Source organism: Citrobacter sp. Cb028 (assembly GCF_030336705.1).
Taxonomy (GTDB): Bacteria; Pseudomonadota; Gammaproteobacteria; order Enterobacterales; family Enterobacteriaceae; genus Citrobacter; species Citrobacter braakii.
This window is the reverse complement of sequence record NZ_JAOWCZ010000034.1, coordinates 781,916-800,183: the sequence shown is the minus strand read 5'-3', so window position 1 is coordinate 800,183 and position 18,268 is coordinate 781,916. Positions and strand designations below refer to the sequence as shown.

Genomic DNA, 18,268 nt, shown 5'->3' with positions numbered 1-18,268 from the left:
TAAGGTGTTCACATGTTTATCATGCGAGCCACGGCAGCAATGATTTCGTTGCCAGGTCAAAGTTGGAACGATTAAAGCGTCCGGTGTTGACCAATTGCGTCACTTCATCCCATAACACATACAACCAGCGCCGCCAGATGAATGACTCCGCCACTGGCGCGCGCTGCAGGTATTGCCAAAGCAGGCTTTCCGCCAGCGCATTATCCATCAAGCGGAACAGTTCATATTCCCTTGGCGCCCACAGCATCAACCCCGGTCCCACCATAGCCAGAAGCTGATCACTACGGGCGTCTTTGAGCATGCTACGTAAACTGAAATTACCGTGGATCAGCACGCAGTTATCATTGAATCCTTCAAATAAGGCAGGCAAACACTCACGCGTGCGAAACAGGATCCGCTTGTCCTGCATCGTTAGCCCGGTATTGTTGAACTGATTTAACGTGGTCCACAGCACCTCAACCCGCTGACGATACCAGGATGGCCAGATATTCTCTTGCGTGTTATCCACCATTCCCACGCAGCCAGCACTATCCTGCCGATGCCATGACAGCAGACCTTCTACGATCTGATCTTTTAAATGTTCCCAGCGTTCGGGCGTTCGGGCAGGCGCTTCCACCGGCACTCCACGTAAACGCTCAAGCAGTAGCACATCAGGACCGGGATGTTCCTCGTGGGTTAAGACCCCATAAATGACGGGCATACGCACCGTACCACTGCGCGCCAGCATGGAGGTTTTCCATGCCAACTGCTGCGCCATACCCGGCGTGGTGAAACTTCTCGCCATCAGTGGCATCGGATTTCCCTGGCTGTCGTACAGTGACCACAGGGCCGTATCCACTTTTTCATTCACGCATTCTATACGACTGAGTTTTTCACCCAACAGATGACTGAGTTCGGCACGCAACTGTTCCATTTCGGATTGCCCTCATAAATGCTACTGCTTTCATAATGAGCGTCGTGCAGACAGATGTCACCCGGATGAGATCAATTGATGAAAAGAAAAGTGGCGGGAAAGCGTAACGATATGACACTCCTCCCAAAAATTGGCGTCCTCAGGGGAGTGTCGTGAGAAAAACTAACGCATTTCGGCGCGAACGCGCTCAAGATCTTCGGCAGTGTCTACGCCGGTACCGGGTACTTCTTTTGCGACGGCAACATGAATTTTTTCGCCGTACCACAGCACACGTAGTTGCTCCAGCATTTCAATATGCTCAAGCGGGCTGGGCTGCCAGTTAACATAACGGCGGATAAAACCGGCGCGATAGCCGTAAATACCCAGATGTCGCAAGAAGGTGTCACCCACCGTTTCCAGGCTTTTAGCGAAACGGTCGCGATCCCACGGAATGGTCGCGCGTGAAAAATAGAGTGCATAACCTTCGGCGTCCAGAACGACTTTCACCGCATTCGGATTAAATGCCTCTTCCGCACTGTGAATCGGGGCAGCAAGGGTCGCCATACCGACCTGGCGCTGCGCCAGATTCTCAGCGACCTGGCGAATAATGACCGCCGGGATCATCGGCTCATCACCCTGTACGTTCACAATAACGGTATCATCGCTAAAGCCACATTTCTCGACGACTTCCGCCAGACGCTCCGTACCGGACTGGTGATCGGCGCGGGTCATGCATACTTCACCACCCACCGCTTCTACCGCGCGAGCGACATCTTCGTGATCGGTCGCAACAATAATACGTTCAGCGCCAGATTCACGCGCACGCTCCAGCACATGCACGATCATCGGCTTGCCATTGATATCCAGCAGCGGCTTGCCCGGCAAACGTGTGGACGCATAACGCGCAGGAATAATGACCACAAAACTCATGATTTACTCTCATCAGCAGTCAGAACGCGAGCTTCGGTTTCCAGTAACACGGGAATGCCATCACGCAGTGGGAAAGCAAGGTTATCCAGTTTACAAATCAGTTCCTGTTTTTCCTGGTTAAACCAGAGTTTGCCATTGCATACCGGGCAGGCAATGATTTCAAGCAGACGATGATCCATAGTTCCTCCAGATGGACCGGATTGTGAATCCGTAAATATTAACATAATCGCTTACCGTGCTGGGTCTATTTCCCAACCATGGCGTGCATCAGCAAATAAACCTTCAGGATAGCGTCCCAGCGTCACACGTGTTGCCTGCTGCCAGCGGGCAAAATCATCAATCGCCTGAAACAATCCTTTTTGCAGAGTAACCCCAGGTTTGACGCCATCCTGTAACCACAGCGAAATCACTTCCAGTACGCCCGTTTTGCGGTGCATTTTGGCATCCATCCGCCCAACTAACTGCCCGCGATGCAGCAGCGGCAAGACGAAATAACCATACTGACGTTTCGGTGCTGGCGTGTAACATTCGAGACGATAACTAAAATCGAATAGCTGCTCTGCCCGTTTACGATCCCAGACCACCGGATCAAAGGGTGATAATACTGCGCTATGCGTCGCCGTTAATTTACCCGTCAATGCCTGCTCCAGCAGCGGCTGAAGGTGGCTATGCAGCCACAGGGTTCCTAACCCTTCGACATCGACAGGAATAATCTGTTGCTGCTGTGCACGTACGTTGCACCAGTTTTTTAGCGCCGGACGCTTCAGGCGATAGTAGTCTGCCAGCCATTGTTCGCGAAAAATCCCCAGACTGCGGGCACTGTTATCCAGCATGAGGCTTTCTGCTTCTTCCTGTGAAAGCCGGTCGCGTTCATCATCCCAGTGCGGCATGACGCGATGGGTTAAATCATACACTCGCTGGAAATTACGCCGTTCCACCACCATCACTTTCCCGGCGGTGAACAGGCCTTCAAGATGACGCTTATGCGGTTTCCATGCCCACCAGCCGCTGGCCCCCTTGTGCAGATGCTCAAAATCGGCAGAGCGTACTGGTCCGTTATGCTGGATGTGCTGGAGCAGTTGCTCAATCTCATGCGCATGTTCTTTCATCCACTCCGCTTTATATTTCCAGCCCATTTTCTCCGGGGCCAGCATGCGGTGACGTATCAGCATAAAGTCGCTACGCGGCAAAAAGCAGGCCTCGTGCGCCCAGTATTCCATCAGTTCGCCCCGATGCAACGCGTCATCCAGCCACTGGGGCGAATAATCACCCAAACGACTAAACAGCACCAGGTAAGGGCTGCGCGCCACAATATTGATGGTATCGATTTGCAGTAACGACATGCGCGAAATGGTAGCAAGAATATCTGCTGGGGTTGCCCGACGGCGTGTTTTTTTCAGCAGCCCTTGAGCGGCAAGGTGAAGATGACGGGCATCCGTCAAAGAAAGACGCGGCAACGACATTTATGGCCTCATAAATGATTCGCTGCCGCAGCGTGAATCAGTTAGCGAGTCAGCGAGATTAAGCTATCCAGCAACATATCAGGCCGATCGCCTGACAAATGAGCGTCAACAGGTAAATACCACCAGTTTTCATCGGCAAATGCACGGCACTTAACCGCATCTTTTTCCGTCATCACCAGCGTTTGCCTAGCGTCTGCAAACGCACTGACGTCACTGTAGGTCAGAGACTGATGGTCTGCCAGCGCAATACTTTTTTGCACGCTGGCACCGCATGCTTCCAGCGTGGCAAAAAAACGCGGTGGATGGCCAATGCCCGCCATGGCGACAATATTGGACAGCTGCGACACATCGCGGCGTTCACCCGTACGTAAATTAACGGCCAGCCCCGGTTCAAGTCGCATAGGGATTTCCCCTGGCTGCGCAACGCCACCGTTAACGATAGTCGCATCCACCGATTTAAGCCGGCCTGCGCGTTCCCGCATGGGACCCGCGGGAAGCCACCAGCCATTGCCAAACCGACGTTCTCCGTCAATAACCACGATTTCAACATCTCGCGCCAGACGGTAGTGCTGTAGCCCATCGTCCGTCACAATCATCTGCACATCGTGTTGGGCCAAAATGGCTTTGACCGCATCCGATCTTACCGGGGATACCGCTACGGGCACGCCGGTACGTTGGGCGATCAGCACAGGTTCATCACCCGCTTCTGCCGTAGTGGTATCTGCGGTCAGTAATAGCGGGTAAGCAGCCGCTTTCCCGCCATAACCACGCGACACCACGCCCACGCGAATCCCACGTTGACGCAGTTGTTCAACCAGCCAAATCACCACTGGTGTTTTGCCATTGCCGCCCGCGGTCAGGTTTCCGACCACCACAACCGGGACTGGTGCACGCCACGTGCGTTTAATCCCAAGCTTGTAACATAAGCGGATCCCCCCGCTCACCAGGCCATACAGCCAGGAGAGTGGGAGTAACAGTCGCCACAGCGGCGACTCACCAGACCAGATTCGAGCGATCATTGACCGAATTGCATTTTATGTAATTGTGCATACACCCCACGCTGCTCAATCAGCTCGCTATGGGTTCCACGCTCAACAATAATACCGTCTTCCACCACGATGATTTCATCCGCCTGTTCAATGGTAGAAAGGCGGTGAGCAATCACCAGGGAGGTACGGTTTTTCTGAAGCTCATCCAGAGCAGCCTGAATCGCGCGTTCAGACTCGGTATCGAGTGCCGACGTTGCTTCATCAAGGATCAGAATCGGACTGTCACGCAACAAGGCGCGGGCAATAGCGATACGCTGGCGCTGACCACCAGATAGCAGGACGCCGTTTTCGCCAATCACCGTATCCAGGCCATTGTCCATCTTATTGATGAAATCCATGGCGTAAGCCATTTTCGCCGCTTTTTCGATCTGCTCACGGCTGTACAAATCGGTACGCGCGTAGGCGATGTTGTTGGCAACCGTATCGTTAAACAGGTGCACATTCTGCGAAACCAACGCGACCTGATCGCGCAAGGATGCCAGGGTATATTCACGTAGATCGTGTGCGTCCATCAGAATTTGCCCTTCATCAATATCATAGAAGCGCGTGATCAAGCTGGCGATGGTGGATTTCCCTGAACCCGAACGGCCAACCAGGGCAACGGTTTTCCCCGCTGGAATATTCAGGTTGATGTTGCGCAGCGCAGGTACTTCACGTCCCGGATAGGTGAATGTCACGTTGCGGAATTCGAGATTGCCGGTAGCGCGTTCGATTTCGCGTGTACCTTCATCTTTTTCCTGCTCGCTATCCAGAATCGTAAATAAGGTCTGGCAGGCCGCCATACCGCGCTGGAACTGCGCGTTGACGTTGGTCAGCGATTTCAACGGACGCATCAGCGCGATCATTGAGGAGAAGACAACCGTAATTGTCCCTGCAGTCAGGTTTTCCATTACGCTTGGGAAGCTGGCTGCATACAACACGAAGGCCAGAGCCAGAGACGCAATCAGCTGGATGATAGGATCGGAGATAGAAGAGGCGGAAACCATCTTCATGCCCTGCAAACGCATCTTATTGCTGACTTTATCAAAGCGCTTAGTTTCGACTTCCTGACCACCAAAAATCAGAACTTCTTTGTGGCCTTTCAGCATCTGCTCAGCACTGGTCGTAACCTGACCCATAGTGTTTTGCATATTTTTACTGATGCTACGAAAGCGCTTGGAAACCACACGGATTGCCACTGATACAATCGGTGCCAGCACAATCAGGATCAATGACAGCTGCCAGCTGTAATAAAACATCATGATAAACAGGCCAATAATTGAGGCCCCTTCACGTACCACCGTGATCAGCGCGCCGGAGGACGATGACGCGACCTGCTCTGAATCATAGGTAATACGTGACAATAGCGTACCTGTAGACTGTTTATCAAAAAAGGAGACCGGCATGCCCATCATATGGCCAAACAGGCGGCGACGCATGGTCATGACCACTTTGCCTGATACCCATGAGATGCAATAGCTGGAGACATAGCTGGTTAAGCCACGAACTATCATCAGTCCAATGACCACCAGCGGCATCCACAGCAGCACCGAGCGATCCGTTTTACCAAAACCATCATCCAGTAATGGCTTAAGGAGCGATAACATGAAGGTATCGCTGGCCGCGTTAAGGACTAACGCTATACCCGCCACGATCAGACCCGATTTAAAAGGCGCTATGGTTGGCCATAGTCGGCGAAACGTCTGCCACGTAGAGAGATCTTTATCGTTATGCATTCAAAAAACCAGCATTTGTTAGAATAGCCGCATATTCTACCCGTTATCCTCCGACACGCCAAACCACTGATGATACCAACGAGGTAAAATCTGATCCCGCAAGCTGTTTATTCGCCAGTTTTTTTGATAAAAATCCAGCGTAATCTGCCCCTGGTGTGGTGTATCCAGCCATTGATAATTTTGTTGCCGATAACGTTGCTTCACTTTCCTGGACGGGAGACGCCAGGCATTGTAACGGGATGCGGAGGCTAGCGCGGCCTGCCCGCCGACCCGCTGAATCAGCGCCTGCGATGATGAGGTATTGCTACCATGATGTGGAACCTGTATCACCGTAGACTGCAGATGCTGCCAGTAGTGACTTAGCATTTTTTGTTCAGCGGGAGACTCAATATCTCCGGTCAGCAGAATACTCTGATGCCCGTCATCGACCTTAACCACGCAGGAGTGGTTATTTCCCAGATCTTTATTTCCACGCACGGGCCAATGCGCACTAAAGGTTAACCCTTGCCATTGCCAGCGCTCCCCGCGTAAACACGGGAGATGCCCTTCCCAACCTAATGGGCTTCTTATCCATAGCGACGGCCAGGTTTGCTGCAGCGAGCGCAACCCGCCCCGGTGATCCATATGCTCGTGGCTTAAAATAACGCCTTCTGGCTCCAGGTTGTGCCAGCGTAACCAGGGAATAATCAGCTGTTGCGCGCTATCGCCTTCAGGCCATGCCAGACCGGTATCGTAAAGAATCGCTTTCCCATTGCGCGCAATTACCATCGCCAGCCCCTGCCCGACGTCCAGCATATGCACTTGCCAGACATCAGTACGTGACGTTCGCCAGAACGGGGCGCTCAGTAAAAGGAGCACAGTGACGCAAACTACCGGTATAGTTCGCCACGCGTTCAGCCGATATGCGATGAACAGGAGTCCGGGTAAAAATGCAAGCCATTGCCAACGTGCATCAATATTGATCCACCCTTCAGGCAGGCTCCTGAGCCCCCAAAATAGTAGCGCGAGGGAGCGATCCGCTAAATACCATAGATTCGACTCAATCATCGCCAGCCCGGTTAAATGCACGATCATGCCTGCTAATATCAACGGTACGGAAATAAACGTAACCAGCGGTACAGCAAACAAATTCGCCAGAAATGAGGTCAGGCTAAAACCGTGAAACATCGCGATTTGCACAGGCAGAAGCAGGAGCATAATTCCCAATTGCAAATGAGCAAGCGCCAGAAATTGGCGTCCAACGCGCGACAGCGGCCAATCCGGCATCGGAACCCATTGATACCAGAACAGCAGCGCCGCAACGGCAAAAGCAGACAACCACAGACTTTGTGAAAGAACGGCGACAGGATCCACCACCAGAATGGCTGCCAGACAGCAGATCCACACCGAACATCCACTCCACTGCCTGCCGCTGAGTTTTAGCCCTCCCCAGACCAGTAGCGCAACAACCGTACGTAATGCCGGGGGCTGTAGCCCCGTTAACCAGGCATAGAATGTTGCGCAGACGATCCCGCCAACTAACGGAACCTGCCAGCAAATCCATCTGGTTGGCATAAAATATTGCCCCGCGCGAATTAATCCTGCTGCCAGAAGTGCGGCAAATGCAATATGCAGTCCGGAGATAGCCATCAAATGGGCCGTACCGGTATCACGCATAATGGTTTTCACCGCTTGTGACACGGACAAGCGCTCCCCCATTCCCAGGCCCAGTATAACCTGCTGCCAGGGATAGTCAGCGAGCGCGCTTTTCAACGAGGAGAGATACCGCGAACGCAAACTGCATTGCTGTGTGATAACCGAAGCCTGCAAAAATCTTCCCGTCAGCAGCTGGTGCTGCGCCAATGCGTAACGCTGGCTATCAAACCCGCCCTCGTTCAATTGACCGTGTATAACACGAACCTTCAACGTCATCGCCCATGTCTGGCCCGCACAAACGTTGCCGGGTAAGTACTGCCCATACAGAGTAATTCCGATGGCAGGAAATACCCGCTTCCCCTGCAGATGCGTGATCTGGCCGTAGTGCGTTGTCATATTATCGGTTCCGGTTATCCGCACGATGGCCTGCTGACTTTTTGCAGGCAGCGTATTACCGGCCCACAGCGCATCTTTCGCAGCCAGAACTCCCCAAAGAAAAAATAGCAGGGTTAATCCGACGAAACGTACAGGGCTGTGAGAAATAAGACAGAGCAGAATTGCCAGACCAAATATAACGCCGATGCACAGCATGTCAGGTAACGCAGGTAATAGCATAAGCGGGAGAATGCCGAATAATGCACTCGTACTAACCGTTGTTATTTTCATCAGTCACCTCCCTGTAGCAGGAAGTGTGCAGTAATGCTCGACGGTTGTCTGGTGCCAATTTAGCGTTATACAGTATGCATTCCGCTAACATTTAGCGGCGCTTGTAACGTGCAAATTAACTGGGACGGGGATTCCAGGATGGGCTGGCAGAAATGAAAAAAGCACCCATGCGGGTGCTTTTCTCGGCGTTAAGTCTCGCTAAAAACTTAACCGTAAATATTGGCGCGATCGCGCAGTTCTTTACCTGGTTTAAAGTGCGGAACGTATTTTCCTTCCAGGTCCACTTTATCGCCGGTCTTCGGATTACGTCCGGTGCGCGGTGCGCGGTAATGCAAAGAGAAACTGCCGAAACCGCGGATTTCAATACGCTCGCCCTGCGCAAGAGTCGAGGCCATATGTTCCAGCATCTCTTTAACTGCATCTTCAACCGCTTTCGCGGGAATATGAGGTTGCTGGGTTGCAAGTCTTTCAATCAATTCTGACTTGGTCATGATTCCTCCGGTTCCTTAAAGGCATAATTAGCTGCTGCATTGATTAAGGGCGGCCTTAGCCGCCCTTTGTCATTGATTACAGGACGAATCCTGTAATCTGTCAAGCTACTCGTCACCCTTTGTGCTGTTAACAGCACAAAGGATTTGGGAGCACTCGATATTACTCGCCTTTAGCTGCTTTGAAAGCTTCAGCCATTGCGTTGTTAGAGAAGTTAGCATCTTCCTGTTTGTTAACAGTTGCGATTGCATCTTTCTCATCAGCTTCGTCTTTAGCACGAACAGACAGGCTGATTGCGCGGTTCTTACGATCAACGCCGGTGAATTTAGCTTCAACGTCGTCGCCTACGCTCAGAACCAGAGTTGCATCTTCAACGCGGTCGCGGGAAGCTTCAGAAGCGCGCAGGTAACCTTCAACGCCGTCAGCCAGTTCTACGGTTGCGCCTTTAGCATCAACTGCAGTGACTTTACCGTTTACGATTGCGCCTTTCTTGTTCAGTGCAACCCAGTTGTTGAACGGATCTTCTGCGAGCTGTTTAACGCCCAGAGAGATACGCTCACGCTCTGCGTCAACCTGCAGAACAACAGCTGCGATTTCGTCGCCTTTTTTGTATTCACGAACTGCTTCTTCGCCTGCAACGTTCCAGGAGATGTCAGACAGGTGAACCAGACCGTCGATGCCGCCGTCCAGGCCGATGAAGATACCGAAGTCAGTGATAGACTTGATTTTACCTTCAACACGGTCGCCCTTGTTGTGGGTTTCCGCGAACTGCTGCCATGGGTTGTTTTTGCACTGCTTCAGACCCAGGGAGATACGACGACGTTCTTCGTCGATATCCAGAACCATAACTTCCACTACATCGCCAACGTTAACAACTTTGGACGGGTGGATGTTTTTGTTGGTCCAATCCATTTCGGAAACGTGAACCAGGCCTTCAACGCCTTCTTCGATTTCAACGAAGCAGCCGTAGTCGGTCAGGTTGGTCACGCGACCAGTCAGTTTGGTACCTTCCGGATAACGCTTAGCGATAGCTACCCATGGATCTTCGCCCAGCTGTTTCAGGCCCAGAGATACACGAGTACGCTCGCGGTCGAACTTCAGCACTTTAACAGTGATTTCGTCGCCAACGTTTACGATTTCGCTCGGATGCTTAACGCGTTTCCATGCCATGTCGGTGATGTGCAGCAGGCCGTCAACGCCACCCAGATCAACGAATGCACCGTAGTCAGTGAGGTTCTTAACGATACCTTTAACTTCCATGCCTTCCTGCAGGTTTTCCAGCAGCTGATCGCGTTCTGCGCTGTTTTCGGATTCGATAACGGCACGACGGGAAACAACAACGTTGTTACGCTTCTGATCCAGCTTGATTACTTTGAATTCAAGCTCTTTGCCTTCCAGGTGCAGCGTGTCGCGGACCGGACGAACGTCTACCAGGGAACCCGGCAGGAACGCGCGAATACCATTCAGCTCAACAGTGAAGCCACCCTTGACTTTGCCATTGATAACACCAGTAACGGTTGCAGCTTCTTCGTAAGCTTTTTCCAGCGTGATCCAAGCTTCGTGACGTTTAGCTTTTTCACGGGACAGCAGGGTTTCACCGAAGCCGTCTTCTACTGCATCCAGAGCAACGTCAACTTCGTCACCAACCTGGATTTCCAACTCGCCCTGGGCGTTTTTGAACTGCTCTGCCGGAATGGCGGACTCAGATTTCAGACCAGCGTCAACCAGTACTACGTCTTTGTCGATAGCAACAACAACACCACGAACGATGGAACCCGGACGGGTTTCGATTTCTTTTAAGGATTCTTCAAACAGTTGAGCAAAAGATTCAGTCATGTTTAATCTTCAGGTTTCATATTTAACGTCCACCTGGCTCCATGCCGGATGGGGTTGTTTAACATACCCGCTGTCAATCCATTGCAACGGGGGTACTGCAAATTCGGTCGCACTTAAGCGAGTGCCAGTTTTTGGCGCGCGTATTGTAACGCTTTTTCAATCACTTGCTCAATGCTTAATCGGGTTGAATCCAAAACTAAAGCATCAGCAGCGGGAACCAGCGGCGCTACAGCACGGTTACGATCGCGGAAATCGCGTTCTTCGATCTCGGCCAAAAGGCGTTCAAAGTTAACACTAAAGCCCTTTTCCTGCAACTGTAGCATACGTCTATGCGCACGTTCTTGCGAGGAGGCGTCCAGGAAAATTTTCACTGGTGCATCCGGGAACACCACGGTCCCCATGTCTCGTCCGTCGGCAATCAGGCCGGGCGCTTCACGAAACGCGCGTTGGCGGCGTAACAGCGCTTCGCGTACGCGAGGAAACGCAGCGACCTGAGATGCGGCATTCGCTACTTCCTGGGTGCGGATTTCGCCGCTGACATCTTCACCTTCCAGAATGACTTCCAGGTTGCCGTCCGTTGAGATAAAACGCACATCCAGGTGTGAGGCAAGCGGTACCAGAGCATCTTCAGATGTGACATCAACATGGTGATGCAACGCTGCGAGCGCCAGTACGCGGTAGATCGCGCCTGAATCTAACAGATGCCATTGCAATGCTTCCGCCATTGCCTTGCACAAGGTGCCTTTTCCTGCACCACTTGGGCCATCAATGGTAATAACCGGGGCAATTGCCGTCATCTTTTTCTCCTTAAACGGGCATACGTTAACGTGAACGCCGCGCATTATACGCGCCAACGCTAATAATCGTTAACACAGAGTGTAAAAACCCGATTAGTCTGTAACGATGTGAGGAAGAATTGCGCAATTATAGCGGGCTGGCGAGAAACCAGCCCGGAAGATGACACTGATTTACTTTTTATCTGCAGCGATGCGCTCACGAATATGCGGAGCGCGATCGTCAGATGTGAGGATCAGGCAGGTGTACTAATACGCGCCAACTGTTCGAAATAATCCGGGAAGGTTTTGGCGGTACATTTAGGGTCCAGAATGGTCACCGGCGTGTCAGACAACGCCACCAGCGAGAAACACATCGCCATGCGGTGATCGTTGTAGGTCGCGATCTCCGCAAACTGTAACGTCGCCGGTGGTGTGACACGAATATAGTCTTCGCCCTCTTCAACGATCGCGCCCACTTTACGCAACTCGGTCGCCATCGCGAACAGGCGGTCGGTCTCTTTGACGCGCCAGTTATAGATGTTACGTAAAGTCGTGGTGCCTTTAGCGAACAGCGCTGCCGTGGCTATGGTCATCGCCGCATCGGGAATATGGTTCATATCCATGTCTACCGCGTTCAGCTCACCGTGAGTACAGGCAATAAAGTCATCGCCCCAGGTAATGGCCGCGCCCATTTTTTCCAGCACATCAGCGAAGCGGATATCACCCTGCATACTGTTGCGGCCAATCCCGGTGACTTTTACCGTACCGCCTTTAATGGCTCCCGCTGCGAGAAAATAGGAAGCGGAAGAAGCATCGCCTTCAACCAGATATGCACCCGGTGACTGATACTGCTGCTGACCCTGCACAACAAAGCGCTGGTAGTTCTGATTCTCAATTTCAACACCAAACGTTTTCATCAGGTTCAGTGTGATATCAATGTAAGGTTTGGATACCAGCTCGCCTTTAATGGCGATCGTCGTATCCTGCGGCGCCAGTGGCGCAGTCATCAGCAGCGCAGTCAGGAACTGGCTGGATACGCTGCCGTCTACCTCAACCTGTCCCCCGGTAAAGCCACCGCGCAGACGTAAAGGCGGATAGTTTTCCTGCTCCAGGTATTCAATGTTGGCTCCGCCCTGGCGTAACGCATCAACCAGATGGCCAATCGGGCGCTCTTTCATGCGCGGCTCGCCTGTCAACACGATGTCATTGCTGCCCAGACATAGCGCAGCGGCCAGTGGGCGCATTGCGGTTCCGGCATTGCCAAGGAACAGTTCCACTGCGCCTTCGGCATGCAGCGCACCGCCATTGCCGATAATCTCGCAACGCGTACGGTCGGCAGAAAGGGTATAGCTAACTCCTAACGCATTCAGAGCATTAAGCATATGGCGGACATCATCGCTGTCCAGCAGGTTGGTCAGGACAGTGGTGCCATTTGCTAATGCAGCCAGCAGCAAAGCGCGGTTAGAAACACTTTTGGATCCAGGCAGATTGATGGTGCCATCCACCCGCGCAATGGGTTGTAACGTCAGGGATTCCATGAAACTCGACTCTCAAAAACAGACATAAAAACCCCACAGACTGGCTGTGGGGATGAAAATACAGCAGATTAACCGCGGCGGCGCTCGAAATCGACCATGAAATCGGTCAGCACTTTTACACCTTCTAGCGGCATTGCATTGTAGATGGACGCGCGCATACCACCGACCACACGGTGTCCTTTCAACGCGTGCAGACCCGCAGCGAAAGACTCTTCCAGGAAGAGTTTATCCAGTGCGCTGTCAGCAAGCTGGAACGGTACGTTCATGCGTGAACGGTTCGATTTTGCCACGTCGTTACGGTAGAAATCGCTGTTATCGATTACGCCGTACAGCAGTTGCGCTTTTTGCTGGTTAATTTTATCCATCGCGTTAACACCGCCCTGCTCTTTCAGCCATTTAAAGACCAGGCCAGACAGATACCAGGCAAAGGTTGGCGGCGTGTTGAACATGGAGTCGTTGTCATTCAGCACGGTATAGTCGAGGATTGACGGGCATGACACATGAGCCTTACCCAGCAAATCTTCACGTACGATGACAATGGTCAGCCCGGCCGGGCCGATGTTTTTCTGCGCCCCGGCATAAATTACGCCATAACGGCTCACGTCAAGCGGTGCAGAAAGAATGGTAGAGGACAGATCCGCCGTAACCACCACATTGCTGGCAAAATTCGGCGTTTCATCGATCGCAATGCCATCAATGGTTTCATTCGGGCAATAGTGCAAATACGCCGCGTTGTCAGAAAGCTGCCATTCGCTCATTGGCTTAACAGCGCGCAGTCCGTCAACGGTGACTTTGGCGTCAATAACGTTTGGCGTACAGTATTTTTTCGCTTCTTTAATTGCGCTGGCGGCCCAATAACCGGCATCGACGTAATCCGCCGTGGTTTTGTCACCCAGAATATTTAACGGGATACCCGCAAACTGCCCGCGCCCACCGCCATGGCAGAACAACACTTTATAGTTGGAGGGGATGCTGAGAAGATCGCGAAAATCCTGCTCCGCTTCCTCTGCGACCTGGATGAATTCTTTGCCACGGTGGCTAATTTCCATCACCGACGTGCCAAGACCGTTCCAGTCGCGAAGATCCTGTTGAGCCAGTTTAAGTACTTCTGCCGGTAACATTGCCGGACCTGAACTAAAATTGAAGACCTGAGCCATTTCCCCTCACCACGTTGTGTTGTTGTCCAATCAACATCCTGTCATTGGCGATAATCCGGTGACAGACATTGGTATAAGTTATTCCTGTGGATATCGGTTTTATCATTCAGTGACACGCGCCGCAATGGGTAAAACTGACCAGGGTAAAAATGTGTCATTGGTCACACAACAGAATCTATCGGATTGACGGGTAAAAACCGAGATTTTCGCTGTCAGGTGACCCGTTTTGCCCGACTGGCCTTCGACCATTCTGGATTTGCACAGCGTGGACATAATTGATGATCTCCGGCGTTCATTTGCACCACTTCACTACACCGTATACAGGCATAGTCCCCAGCTTCAGGTATCACTTTAAATCGCTGTGTACAGCGTTTAGGCAAAATACTGAGCCCCGGCTTTACGTCTTCATCGGCAAAGAAATAGACGCTGATTTGCCCATTAGTCTCCAGGATGGCCAGTCTCACCTGTCCCAATTGCTCCACGCCGTTCAAACGCAATTCCATAAAGAATTCGAATTCCGTCATATTGGCGCTATTGAGCTTCGACCATGCCAGCTCGCCGTCCTCAATGATCACAACGGGCTTGCCCTCCAGCAAATCCTCCATTTTCTCGCTATGCGCCATCAGCCACATAACCAGCCGATACAGCACGGCAAGCGTAATAAAGACCACCAGCACCGGCAGCATCGGGACATCATCATAAAATGCCACGTCTCCCGCCGCGGACCCCAGCGTAAGGATGATCAGCACTTCAAAAAGCGACATCTGGCGTACGCCGCGACGTCCGGTGATTTTTAAAAACAGAAAAACCAATATAAAGGTATAGAGGCTGCGCAGAGCAACTTCTCCCAGAAAATCCATGGGCACCTTATCCAGTACCATTCGGTGTAAATCGAAAGCTTTCATCATTATGCTCTAAACGTGGTTGGCTGTAGGAAAGCATAGCTAATACTTTTATTTACGTCTGAACTCCGGCGACGATAGCGCCATTCATTTAAAACCCGTATCATTGCGCGCTTTCCGTACGACAAAAGTGATTTTCATGACGCAAACATTTATCCCCGGCAAAGATGCCGCTCTGGAAGACTCCATCGCTCGCTTCCAGCAAAAATTGCTCGACCTTGGTTTTCAAATTGAAGAAGCCTCGTGGTTGAATCCCGTCCCTAACGTCTGGTCTGTACATATTCGCGACAAAGAATGCGCGCTGTGCTTCACCAACGGTAAAGGCGCGACGAAAAAAGCGGCGCTGGCTTCCGCGCTGGGCGAATATTTTGAGCGTCTGTCGACTAACTATTTCTTTGCGGATTTCTGGCTGGGTGAAACCATCGCCAACGGTCCATTCGTGCATTATCCGAACGAAAAATGGTTCCCGTTGACTGAAGAAGACGACGTACCTGAAGGTCTACTGGATGCTCGTCTGCGTGCGTTTTACGATCCAGACAACGAACTGACTGGCAGCATGCTTATCGATCTGCAATCCGGTAATGAAGAACGTGGGGTTTGCGGCCTAGCGTTTACCCGTCAGTCGGATAACCAGACCGTCTATATTCCGATGAACATTATTGGCAACCTGTACGTTTCTAACGGCATGTCTGCGGGTAACACCCGAAACGAAGCGCGCGTTCAGGGCCTGTCTGAAGTCTTTGAGCGCCATGTGAAGAACCGTATTATTGCGGAAAGCATCAGCCTGCCGGAAATCCCGGCCGAAGTCATGGCGCGCTACCCGGCAGTGGTGGAGTCCATCGCCAAACTGGAAGCGGAAGGTTTCCCAATTTTCGCCTACGATGGCTCGCTGGGCGGCAAGTATCCGGTGATTTGCGTTGTCCTGTTCAACCCGGCCAATGGTACCTGCTTTGCCTCCTTCGGTGCGCACCCGGATTTCGGCGTTGCGCTGGAGCGTACCGTCACTGAACTGCTGCAGGGCCGTGGTCTGAAAGATCTTGATGTCTTCACCCCACCAACCTTTGACGACGAAGAAGTAGCTGAACACACTAACCTTGAAACCCACTTCATCGATTCCAGCGGCCTGATCTCCTGGGATCTGTTCAAGCAGGATGCTGACTATCCGTTCGTTGACTGGAATTTCTCCGGTACCACCGAAGAAGAGTTCGCCACCCTGATGGCCATCTTCAATGCTGAAGATAAAGAAGTGTATATCGCCGACTACGAGCACCTGAGCGTTTACGCGTGCCGCATTATTGTTCCGGGAATGTCTGACATCTATCCGGCTGAAGATCTGTGGTTAGCCAACAACGCCATGGGCGCCCATCTGCGTGACACTATTCTCTCGCTCCCGGGCAGTGAATGGGATAAAGAAGACTATCTCAATCTGATCGAACAACTGGATGAGGAAGGCTTTGACGACTTCACCCGCGTACGCGAGCTGCTCGGTCTGGCAACCGGTGCGGATAACGGTTGGTACACCCTGCGCATTGGCGAGCTTAAAGTGATGCTGGCGCTGGCCGGCGGCGACCTGGAGCAGGCGCTGGTCTGGACAGAATGGACGATGGAATTCAACGCCTCTGTCTTTAGCGCTGAACGTGCCAACTACTACCGCTGTCTGCAAACGCTGCTGTTGCTATCTCAGGAAGAAGATCGTCAGCCGCTACAATATCTGAACGCGTTTGTTCGCATGTACGGTGCCGAGGCGGTTGAAGCCGCAAGTGCAGCATTAAGTGGCGAAGCGCCGTTCTACGGGCTTCAAACTGTTGATAGCGATCTGCAGGCTTTCCCGGCGCATCAGTCTCTGCTGAAAGCTTACGAAAAACTGCAGCGCGCGAAAGCAGCACATTGGTCAAAATAGTGACAATCAGCCTGCGCTGAGTAGGCTAAAGGTATTGTCTGGGCTATATTACGGGGCGCTTAATGCGCCCTGTTTTTTATTTTGGTCAAATCAAAAAATAAATGTAAAAACAAGGTTAAATATTAGTAGTTGATATTAAGAAAATTAGCTTATTAATGTGGTTTTTTATCTCAATTACTCCATTTTAATTAACCGCCCCAGAGGAGACAGAAAGAAAAAATTCAACTCACTTTATAATTTTTAAAATTTATTTTTATTTGGATAATCAACAAGTTACACCGTAATCGCATAAAAACCATGCGCCTTACGGGCCTATAAGCCAGGCGAGATATGATCTATATCAAATTCTCATCTATAATGCTTTGTTAGTATCTCGTCGCCGACTTAATAAAGAGAGAGTTAGTGTGAAAGCTGACAACCCTTTTGATCTTATTCTTCCTGCTGCAATGGCCAAAGTTGCCGAAGAAGCAGGCGTCTATAAAGCAACGAAACATCCGCTTAAGACGTTCTATCTGGCAATTACTGCCGGTGTATTCATTTCAATTGCCTTTGTTTTCTATATCACCGCCACAACCGGTACCGGCACAATGCCTTTCGGCATGGCGAAGCTAGTAGGTGGTATCTGCTTTTCCCTGGGGCTGATTCTCTGCGTTGTCTGCGGTGCAGACCTCTTCACCTCAACCGTACTGATTGTCGTAGCGAAAGCCAGTGGTCGCATCACCTGGGGCCAATTGGCGAAAAACTGGCTTAACGTTTATGTCGGCAACCTGATTGGCGCCCTGATCTTCGTGTTACTCATGTGGCTTTCTGGCGAGTATATGACCGCTAACGGCGCGTGGGGTCTCAACGTCCTGCAAACAGCCGACCACAAAGTGCACCATACTTTTGTTGAGGCGGTAAGTCTTGGCATCCTGGCGAACCTGATGGTGTGTCTGGCAGTATGGATGAGCTATTCGGGTCGCAGCCTGATGGACAAAGCGTTTATCATGGTATTACCGGTCGCAATGTTTGTTGCCAGCGGTTTTGAGCACAGTATCGCAAACATGTTTATGATCCCTATGGGTATTGTAATTCGCGATTTCGCCACCCCGGAATTCTGGACCGCTGTTGGGTCTTCTCCGGAGAATTTTTCTCACCTGACCGTGATGAATTTCATCACCGATAACCTGATTCCGGTTACGATCGGCAACATTATCGGCGGCGGTTTGTTGGTCGGGTTGACATACTGGGTCATTTATCTGCGTGGTAACGATCATCATTAATCTGATGATGCCCATTACACGCAGTAAATAAAAAATCCACTTAAGAAGGTAGGTGTTA

At 51.6% G+C, this 18,268-nt stretch carries 15 protein-coding genes; 2 read left to right on the top strand and 13 right to left on the bottom strand.

Annotation, left to right across the window (positions count from 1 at the left end; translation table 11 throughout):
- Nucleotides 1–19: 19 nt before the first annotated feature.
- The 13 genes from OGV75_RS13440 to OGV75_RS13380 all read right to left on the bottom strand — a co-directional run bounded on the left by OGV75_RS13440 (nucleotide 20) and on the right by OGV75_RS13380 (nucleotide 15,051).
- Entirely contained in the window at nucleotides 20–913 is an 894-nt protein-coding gene (locus tag OGV75_RS13440; RefSeq protein WP_016156120.1) for a YcbJ family phosphotransferase, read from the bottom strand.
- Between the two features lie 162 nt (nucleotides 914–1,075).
- Nucleotides 1,076–1,822 carry a 3-deoxy-manno-octulosonate cytidylyltransferase gene (gene kdsB / locus OGV75_RS13435; protein ID WP_016152452.1) on the bottom strand — a complete coding sequence of 249 codons (747 nt, stop codon included), beginning with the start codon at nucleotides 1,820–1,822 and terminating at the stop codon, nucleotides 1,076–1,078.
- The gene (ycaR, locus tag OGV75_RS13430) at nucleotides 1,819–2,001 is read right to left on the bottom strand and encodes a protein YcaR (protein WP_003035793.1); all 183 of its coding nucleotides are present in this window, start codon (nucleotides 1,999–2,001) and stop codon (nucleotides 1,819–1,821) included. Before ycaR ends, kdsB begins: the two co-directional genes overlap by 4 nt.
- A 51-nt stretch (nucleotides 2,002–2,052) precedes the next feature.
- Entirely contained in the window at nucleotides 2,053–3,285 is a 1,233-nt protein-coding gene (locus OGV75_RS13425; RefSeq protein ID WP_286480795.1) for a winged helix-turn-helix domain-containing protein, read from the bottom strand.
- Nucleotides 3,286–3,326: 41 nt separating this feature from the next.
- Nucleotides 3,327–4,304 carry a tetraacyldisaccharide 4'-kinase gene (lpxK, locus tag OGV75_RS13420; RefSeq protein WP_286480794.1) on the bottom strand — a complete coding sequence of 326 codons (978 nt, stop codon included), beginning with the start codon at nucleotides 4,302–4,304 and terminating at the stop codon, nucleotides 3,327–3,329.
- Complete coding sequence (gene msbA, locus OGV75_RS13415; protein ID WP_286480793.1) at nucleotides 4,301–6,049, bottom strand: lipid A ABC transporter ATP-binding protein/permease MsbA; 1,749 nt, start codon at nucleotides 6,047–6,049, stop codon at nucleotides 4,301–4,303. The genes lpxK and msbA overlap by 4 nt, the downstream gene beginning before the upstream one ends.
- Before the next feature lie 36 nt (nucleotides 6,050–6,085).
- A complete protein-coding gene (locus OGV75_RS13410; protein WP_286480791.1) occupies nucleotides 6,086–8,350 on the bottom strand; it encodes a ComEC family protein in 2,265 nt (754 codons plus the stop codon).
- 206 nt (nucleotides 8,351–8,556) lie between these two features.
- Complete coding sequence (gene ihfB, locus OGV75_RS13405; protein ID WP_003035780.1) at nucleotides 8,557–8,841, bottom strand: integration host factor subunit beta; 285 nt, start codon at nucleotides 8,839–8,841, stop codon at nucleotides 8,557–8,559.
- Nucleotides 8,842–9,001: 160 nt separating this feature from the next.
- Entirely contained in the window at nucleotides 9,002–10,675 is a 1,674-nt protein-coding gene (rpsA, locus tag OGV75_RS13400) for a 30S ribosomal protein S1 (protein WP_003035776.1), read from the bottom strand.
- 113 nt (nucleotides 10,676–10,788) lie between these two features.
- On the bottom strand, nucleotides 10,789–11,472 hold the full coding sequence (cmk, locus tag OGV75_RS13395) for a (d)CMP kinase (RefSeq protein WP_016152447.1): 684 nt from the start codon (nucleotides 11,470–11,472) through the stop codon (nucleotides 10,789–10,791).
- 233 nt (nucleotides 11,473–11,705) lie between these two features.
- Nucleotides 11,706–12,989 carry a 3-phosphoshikimate 1-carboxyvinyltransferase gene (gene aroA / locus OGV75_RS13390; protein ID WP_075847041.1) on the bottom strand — a complete coding sequence of 428 codons (1,284 nt, stop codon included), beginning with the start codon at nucleotides 12,987–12,989 and terminating at the stop codon, nucleotides 11,706–11,708.
- A 68-nt stretch (nucleotides 12,990–13,057) separates the two neighbouring features.
- Complete coding sequence (gene serC, locus OGV75_RS13385; protein WP_075847039.1) at nucleotides 13,058–14,146, bottom strand: 3-phosphoserine/phosphohydroxythreonine transaminase; 1,089 nt, start codon at nucleotides 14,144–14,146, stop codon at nucleotides 13,058–13,060.
- A gap of 212 nt (nucleotides 14,147–14,358) precedes the next feature.
- Nucleotides 14,359–15,051, bottom strand: a complete 693-nt coding sequence (locus OGV75_RS13380) for a DUF421 domain-containing protein (protein WP_016156114.1) — start codon at nucleotides 15,049–15,051, stop codon at nucleotides 14,359–14,361.
- Between the two features lie 136 nt (nucleotides 15,052–15,187).
- Between OGV75_RS13380 and ycaO the strand changes: the two genes are divergently transcribed.
- The gene (ycaO, locus tag OGV75_RS13375; RefSeq protein ID WP_286480790.1) at nucleotides 15,188–16,948 is read left to right on the top strand and encodes a 30S ribosomal protein S12 methylthiotransferase accessory factor YcaO; all 1,761 of its coding nucleotides are present in this window, start codon (nucleotides 15,188–15,190) and stop codon (nucleotides 16,946–16,948) included.
- Between the two features lie 404 nt (nucleotides 16,949–17,352).
- Nucleotides 17,353–18,210, top strand: coding sequence for a formate transporter FocA (gene focA, locus OGV75_RS13370; protein ID WP_003831909.1), 858 nt, complete (start codon nucleotides 17,353–17,355; stop codon nucleotides 18,208–18,210).
- Nucleotides 18,211–18,268: the final 58 nt, after the last annotated feature.

Excerpts from the sequence above, each read along its gene's own strand:
- OGV75_RS13440 (WP_016156120.1), bottom strand. The coding sequence starts at position 913 with ATGGAACAGTTGCGTGCCGAACTCAGTCATCTGTTGGGTGAAAAACTC.
- kdsB (WP_016152452.1), bottom strand. The coding sequence starts at position 1,822 with ATGAGTTTTGTGGTCATTATTCCTGCGCGTTATGCGTCCACACGTTTG.
- ycaR (WP_003035793.1), bottom strand. The coding sequence starts at position 2,001 with ATGGATCATCGTCTGCTTGAAATCATTGCCTGCCCGGTATGCAATGGC.
- OGV75_RS13425 (WP_286480795.1), bottom strand. The coding sequence starts at position 3,285 with ATGTCGTTGCCGCGTCTTTCTTTGACGGATGCCCGTCATCTTCACCTT.
- lpxK (WP_286480794.1), bottom strand. The coding sequence starts at position 4,304 with ATGATCGCTCGAATCTGGTCTGGTGAGTCGCCGCTGTGGCGACTGTTA.
- msbA (WP_286480793.1), bottom strand. The coding sequence starts at position 6,049 with ATGCATAACGATAAAGATCTCTCTACGTGGCAGACGTTTCGCCGACTA.
- OGV75_RS13410 (WP_286480791.1), bottom strand. The coding sequence starts at position 8,350 with ATGAAAATAACAACGGTTAGTACGAGTGCATTATTCGGCATTCTCCCG.
- ihfB (WP_003035780.1), bottom strand. The coding sequence starts at position 8,841 with ATGACCAAGTCAGAATTGATTGAAAGACTTGCAACCCAGCAACCTCAT.
- rpsA (WP_003035776.1), bottom strand. The coding sequence starts at position 10,675 with ATGACTGAATCTTTTGCTCAACTGTTTGAAGAATCCTTAAAAGAAATC.
- cmk (WP_016152447.1), bottom strand. The coding sequence starts at position 11,472 with ATGACGGCAATTGCCCCGGTTATTACCATTGATGGCCCAAGTGGTGCA.
- aroA (WP_075847041.1), bottom strand. The coding sequence starts at position 12,989 with ATGGAATCCCTGACGTTACAACCCATTGCGCGGGTGGATGGCACCATC.
- serC (WP_075847039.1), bottom strand. The coding sequence starts at position 14,146 with ATGGCTCAGGTCTTCAATTTTAGTTCAGGTCCGGCAATGTTACCGGCA.
- OGV75_RS13380 (WP_016156114.1), bottom strand. The coding sequence starts at position 15,051 with ATGAAAGCTTTCGATTTACACCGAATGGTACTGGATAAGGTGCCCATG.
- ycaO (WP_286480790.1), top strand. The coding sequence starts at position 15,188 with ATGACGCAAACATTTATCCCCGGCAAAGATGCCGCTCTGGAAGACTCC.